The organism is Phenylobacterium sp. (genome assembly GCF_030693805.1).
GTDB lineage: Bacteria > Pseudomonadota > Alphaproteobacteria > Caulobacterales > Caulobacteraceae > Phenylobacterium.
The window spans coordinates 1-4,863 of record NZ_JAUXZW010000041.1; the positions used below are offsets into that span (position 1 = coordinate 1).

Annotated in this window: 6 protein-coding genes and 2 pseudogenes; 4 read left to right on the forward strand and 4 right to left on the reverse strand. The window is 69.6% G+C overall.

Going from position 1 to position 4,863, the window contains the following annotated elements:
- Both Q8M88_RS01790 and Q8M88_RS01795 read right to left on the reverse strand, forming a co-directional pair.
- A pseudogene (locus Q8M88_RS01790) lies at nucleotides 1-204 on the reverse strand (ubiquinone biosynthesis protein UbiB); the annotation flags it as partial.
- Nucleotides 205-208: 4 nt separating this feature from the next.
- The gene (locus Q8M88_RS01795) at nucleotides 209-967 is read right to left on the reverse strand and encodes a class I SAM-dependent methyltransferase (RefSeq protein ID WP_305594493.1); all 759 of its coding nucleotides are present in this window, start codon (nucleotides 965-967) and stop codon (nucleotides 209-211) included.
- A gap of 94 nt (nucleotides 968-1,061) precedes the next feature.
- Here Q8M88_RS01795 and mutM point away from each other — a divergent pair, with 94 nt between their 5' ends.
- From mutM to Q8M88_RS01810, 3 genes are read left to right on the forward strand one after another with little or no spacing between them, the layout of a single operon-like run.
- Nucleotides 1,062-1,925 carry a bifunctional DNA-formamidopyrimidine glycosylase/DNA-(apurinic or apyrimidinic site) lyase gene (mutM, locus tag Q8M88_RS01800; RefSeq protein ID WP_305594485.1) on the forward strand — a complete coding sequence of 288 codons (864 nt, stop codon included), beginning with the start codon at nucleotides 1,062-1,064 and terminating at the stop codon, nucleotides 1,923-1,925.
- Nucleotides 1,922-2,785 (forward strand): TraB/GumN family protein, encoded by an 864-nt coding sequence (locus Q8M88_RS01805; RefSeq protein ID WP_305594486.1) that lies wholly within the window; start codon nucleotides 1,922-1,924, stop codon nucleotides 2,783-2,785. The genes mutM and Q8M88_RS01805 overlap by 4 nt, the downstream gene beginning before the upstream one ends.
- Before the next feature lie 30 nt (nucleotides 2,786-2,815).
- Entirely contained in the window at nucleotides 2,816-3,592 is a 777-nt protein-coding gene (locus Q8M88_RS01810; RefSeq protein ID WP_305594487.1) for an enoyl-CoA hydratase, read from the forward strand.
- Between the two features lie 309 nt (nucleotides 3,593-3,901).
- On the opposite strand, the gene Q8M88_RS01815 is transcribed toward Q8M88_RS01810, so the two are convergent.
- The gene (locus tag Q8M88_RS01815; protein ID WP_305594489.1) at nucleotides 3,902-4,027 is read right to left on the reverse strand and encodes a hypothetical protein; all 126 of its coding nucleotides are present in this window, start codon (nucleotides 4,025-4,027) and stop codon (nucleotides 3,902-3,904) included.
- Nucleotides 4,028-4,246: 219 nt separating this feature from the next.
- Between Q8M88_RS01815 and Q8M88_RS01820 the strand changes: the two genes are divergently transcribed.
- Nucleotides 4,247-4,726: a BLUF domain-containing protein gene (locus tag Q8M88_RS01820; RefSeq protein WP_305594491.1), complete on the forward strand. Its 480-nt coding sequence runs from the start codon at nucleotides 4,247-4,249 to the stop codon at nucleotides 4,724-4,726.
- Here the strand turns inward: Q8M88_RS01820 and Q8M88_RS01825 are convergent.
- Nucleotides 4,723-4,863: pseudogene (locus Q8M88_RS01825) on the reverse strand (IS5/IS1182 family transposase); the annotation flags it as partial. The gene Q8M88_RS01820 and the pseudogene Q8M88_RS01825 overlap by 4 nt on opposite strands.

Consider the following 4,863-nt stretch of genomic DNA (forward strand, 5'->3'; position numbering starts at 1 on the left):
CCCCAGCCGCTCCAGCGAGCGGGCCAGCCGTTCCCCCGGCCGCCCGTCTCGCGCCCCGCGCCCCGCGAACGGCCGCACAGCGCGCGACGCGGCGAGCAGCGGCGGCGGATACAGCGCTTCCAGTTCGCGCGGCAGCAGCACGTCGTTGCGCGCCAGGATCCAGCCCGCCCCGATCAGCCGGCCATACGCGCCCAGCGATCCCATCGGCCTACAGCGCCCAGCCGTGGTGCAGGGCCGCGACGCCGCCGGTGTAGTTGGTGTAGCCGACCCGCCCGAACCCGGCCTCGCCGATCATCGCGGCGAACCGGTCCTGGTCGGGGAACCGACGGATGCTCTCCACCAGATATTGATAGGACTCCCGGTCGCCGGCCACCCGCGCGCCGATCTCCGGGATCACCTTGAACGAGAAGGCGTCGTAGGCCTTCTGCAGCAGCTCCGTGGTCGGCTTGGAGAACTCCAGGCACAGGAAACGCCCGCCGGGCTTCAGCACCCGCCGCGCCTCGCGCAGCGCCTGGGCGACGTCGGTCACGTTGCGGATGCCGAAGGCGATCACATAGGCGTCAGCGCACGCGCCTGGCAGCGGCAGGCGCTGGGCGTCGCCCACCGACCAGGCGATCTCCGGTTCGCTCCCGCGCTCGCGCCCCGACCCGATCATCTGCTCGTTGTAGTCCACGACCATGATCCGGGCGTCGGCGCCGCCGCGGCGCAGTTGCGCGCGCCGGGCCATCTTCGCGAACCGTCGCGCCATGTCGCCGGTGCCGCCCGCGCAGTCGATGATCACCTCGCCCGGCTGCGGGTTCAGCCTGGCCGCCGCCGCGTCTTTCCACAGCCGGTGGACGCCGCCGCTCATCAGGTCGTTCATCAGGTCGTAGCGGTGGGCGACGCGGTCGAAGACGCCGCGCACCAGGCCGGGCTTCTCCTCCGGAGGCACGTCGCGGAAGCCGAAGGTGGCGTCAGGTCCGGTCATGCCAGCGGTCTTAGCCTCGCGCAGCCGCCCGCGCCAGTCGGCGGCCTCGAGAGCGAGGGATGACACGCAGCCCTCACCGTGCGAAGCGCAACCCATGCCCGAACTTCCAGAGGTCGAGACGGTGCGCCGTGGCTTGGAGCCGGCGCTGGCCGGCCAGCGGCTGGCGCGTGTCGAGGCGCGCCGCCCCGACCTGCGCTTTCCCCTGCCGGTGGATTTCGTCCAGCGGCTGACCGGCGCGCGCATCGGCGCGCTGGCCCGCCGCGCCAAGTACCTGCTGGCGCCCCTCGATCGCGGCGACACCCTGGTGATGCACTTGGGGATGAGCGGTCGCTTCGAGATCGAACGTCCGGCGGGCGCAGCGCGGCCAGGCGGCTTCCACTACGCCGCCGACCCAGACCCTAAGCACGCCCACATTCTGTTCGAGACCGAGGCCGGGACGCGGGTCACCTATTACGACCCTCGGCGCTTCGGTTACATGGCGCTGCTGGACACCGACAGCCTCGACCAGCATCCGTGGTTCGCAGGCCTGGGTCCCGAACCGCTGTCGGAGGCGTTCGACGCCGGTCGGCTCGCCCACCAGTTCGCCGGCCGCAAGCAGGGCCCCAAGACCCTGTTGCTGGACCAGCGAGTGGTCGCGGGCCTGGGCAATATCTACGTCTGCGAGGCGCTGCACCGTGCGCGCATATCGCCGTTCAAGCCCGCGGGGCGCATCTCGCGACCGAGGCTGGAGCGCCTTGCGACGGCGGTGCGCGAGGTGCTGATCGCGGCCATCGAGGCGGGCGGCTCGACCTTGCGCGACTACGCCGCGGCCGACGGCGCCCTGGGCTATTTCCAGCATAGCTTCCGCGCCTATGGCCGCGAGGGCGAGCCCTGCCCCAATCCGGGCTGCAAGGGCGTCATTGCGCGCGCCGTGCAGTCCGGCCGCTCCACCTTCTATTGCCCGCGGTGCCAGTCGTGAGGCGGCTGGCGGTCGCCGGGGTCGCCCTGCTGGCGCTGACGCCCGCTGCGGCATGCGCGGAGCCGCCGATCTGGACCGTCAGGGACCACGATTCCGAGATGGTGCTGTTCGGCTCTCTGCATGTCCTGAAGCCCGGTGCACGGTGGATGACGCCACAGCTCACCAGGGCGCTGGAGCGTGCCGACGACATCTGGTTCGAACTGCCGGTCGATCCCGGGACCGAGCTTGAGGCCGCCCGCCTGGCCGCGCAACGCGGGACCCTGCCGCCGGGCCAGACCCTGACCACCCTGCTGAAGCCGGACACCCAGGCGCGGCTCCTGCGGGTCGCGGAGAGCTATGGCGTCGCCCTGCCGCTCATCGATCGGCTGGAGCCCTGGCTCGCCGAGGTGGTGCTGGGCTCGGCGATCTTTCGCAAGGCGGGCGCCAGCGTCGACAGCGGCGTCGAGAAATCCCTGAACCAGGCCGCGCCGCCGGTCACGCAGCGCCATGCCTTCGAGACCCCCGCCGAACAGATCGGCGTCTTCGCCGACACTTCTCGCGCCGAACAGATCGCCTCTCTGGAGGAGACCCTACGCAGCATGGAGGAACGCCCCGAGGAGTATGAGAGCCTGGTCGACGCCTGGATGGATGGCGACGTCCGCCGCCTGGATCACGAGGCGCTGGACCCGCTGCGCGAGGCGACCCCCGGGGTCTATCGTAGCCTCGTGGTGCAGCGGAATACCCGCTGGCTCGCCAGGCTCCGGGTGCGCATGGCGGGGTCGGGGCGCACCGTCGTCGTGGTCGGCGTCGGCCACCTGGTCGGCCCCGACGGCCTACCCACCCGACTGCGGGCGCTTGGCTATTCGGTCGAGGGACCGTAAGCGGAAGGTGAGAGCCAAGGAGCGCCCGTCATGAGCTACCAGACCCTGATCGTCGAAACCGCCGACGGCGTTACCCTGATCCGCCTCAACCGCCCGGAAGCGCTGAACGCGCTGAACAGCCAGTTGATCGGCGAACTGATCCAGGCGCTGGACGCCGCCGAAGCCGACGAGTCCGTCCGCTGCCTTGTCCTGACCGGCTCGGAGCGTGCGTTCGCCGCCGGCGCCGACATCAAGGAGATGTCGGACAAGAGCTACGCCCAGATGTTCCAGTCGAACTTCTTCGCCGCCGGCGCGACCCGGCTCGAACAGTTCCGCAAGCCGGTGATCGCCGCGGTGGCCGGCTACGCCCTGGGCGGCGGCTGCGAACTCGCCATGCTGTGCGACTTCATCATCGCCGCGGAGACCGCCAAGTTCGGCCAGCCGGAGATCAATCTGGGCGTCGCGCCGGGAATCGGCGGCACCCAGCGGCTGACCCGTTTCGTCGGCAAATCCAAGGCCATGGAGATGATCCTCACCGCGCGGATGATGGACGCCGCCGAGGCCGAGCGCTCGGGCCTGGTCTCCCGCGTCGTCCCGGCCGACAAGCTGGTCGAGGAGGCGATGACCGCAGCCCGCAAGATCGCGTCCCTCTCGCCGCTGGCGGTGATGGTCAACAAGGAGCTGGTCAACGCCGCCTACGAGACCACCCTGGCCACCGGCGTGGTGATGGAACGGCGCCTGTTCCATTCCCTGTTCGCCTTCGAGGATCAGAAGGAAGGCATGGCCGCCTTCATCGAAAAGCGTCCCGCGGCGTTCAAGGGCCGTTAGCCGCCCAACTCGCACCTGACGCTCCGCCTATCCCGGCGAAAGCCGGGACCCAAGCGGGCTATCAGATCGCAAGCCGCAACTTGCCTGGCCGAGATCAGCGACCGCCGCAACCAGGGGCGGGCTGCGCCTTAAACCCCATGGTAGATCGCGAGCCTGGCGTCCTGGGCCTGTCAAGGACCGGCCCTTGGCCGGCCGCGCCGCGGCGAGCGCGTTCGCGCTCGTCCTTGAGAGGCCCAGGACGCCAGGCAAAATGCCAGCCATGGGATTTAAGCCGAAGTGCGCCGGGCGGCGCGCCAGCGGACAGGTCACCTAGCCCTCGCCCAGCTCCACGAGCTCGATCTGCGACTTGCCTTCAGGCTTGTCGGCGTGCGGCGTCGGCAACGCCAGGCCGATGATGATGGCGACTAGAGTCACCGCGAAGAGTAGGGCTTTCACCGTTCAAGTTCCGTCAGGTAGCCGTCCCCCCACGAGCCGGCTGCGATACGCCAATACTGTCGGCGCACGGAATAGTTCGGTTTTTCGACGATAAACCCTGACCGCGTAAGGCTTTGCGGCGATTCCGGGCGCAGACGCTGCAGCAGGCGCCGGAACGAAGGCGCCGGCTCACGCGCTGATCAGGCCCGCCCCGTTAAGCGAGCCTGTGGGAAAAACCTCATGACCGACGAAGCACAACCTCAATCGACCCGCTCGCTGCACCGCCTGATCTACTTCAGCCGCCAGCGGCTCGCGGACGATCCGCCGCCCAACGAGCAGGTCGAGGCCATCGTCCGCGCGTCGATCCGCAATAACCGCGAGGTCGCCGTCACCGGCCTGCTGCTGGTCCACGACGGTTGGTTCATCCAGGCGCTGGAGGGGCCGATGACCGCGGTGCTGACCACCTATCGCCGGATCATCGAGGACCCGCGCCACGAAGCGCCGGTGGTGATCAACGCCGCGCCGGCTGCGTCGCGCGAGTTCGCCGACTGGAACATGTGCGCCCGCAGCCTGTCGGCCGCCGACGAGGCGATCATCGACGCGCTGGAGATGCGCGACGCCTTCGAACCCACCCGCCTCAACGAGCGCTCGGCCCTGCGGCTGCTGAAGGCCGTGCGCGATATCCAGGATCGCACGTCGCTCAGCGCCGCCACCCGCTAGGGCGTGGACTCAATAGCTCGCAGCCAGAGCCTTGCTGAGGCGAGTGCAACGGCTGCGAGGAAGTTCCTGGCGGTCTTTTCGAAGCGTGTGGCGACCCGTCGGAACTGCTTGAGGCTGCAGAAGTAGCGCTCGACGAG

Bases quoted from the DNA above. Each gene is read 5' to 3' on its own strand.
- Q8M88_RS01795 (WP_305594493.1), bottom strand. From the start codon at position 967: ATGACCGGACCTGACGCCACCTTCGGCTTCCGCGACGTGCCTCCGGAG.
- mutM (WP_305594485.1), top strand. From the start codon at position 1,062: ATGCCCGAACTTCCAGAGGTCGAGACGGTGCGCCGTGGCTTGGAGCCG.
- Q8M88_RS01810 (WP_305594487.1), top strand. From the start codon at position 2,816: ATGAGCTACCAGACCCTGATCGTCGAAACCGCCGACGGCGTTACCCTG.
- Q8M88_RS01820 (WP_305594491.1), top strand. From the start codon at position 4,247: ATGACCGACGAAGCACAACCTCAATCGACCCGCTCGCTGCACCGCCTG.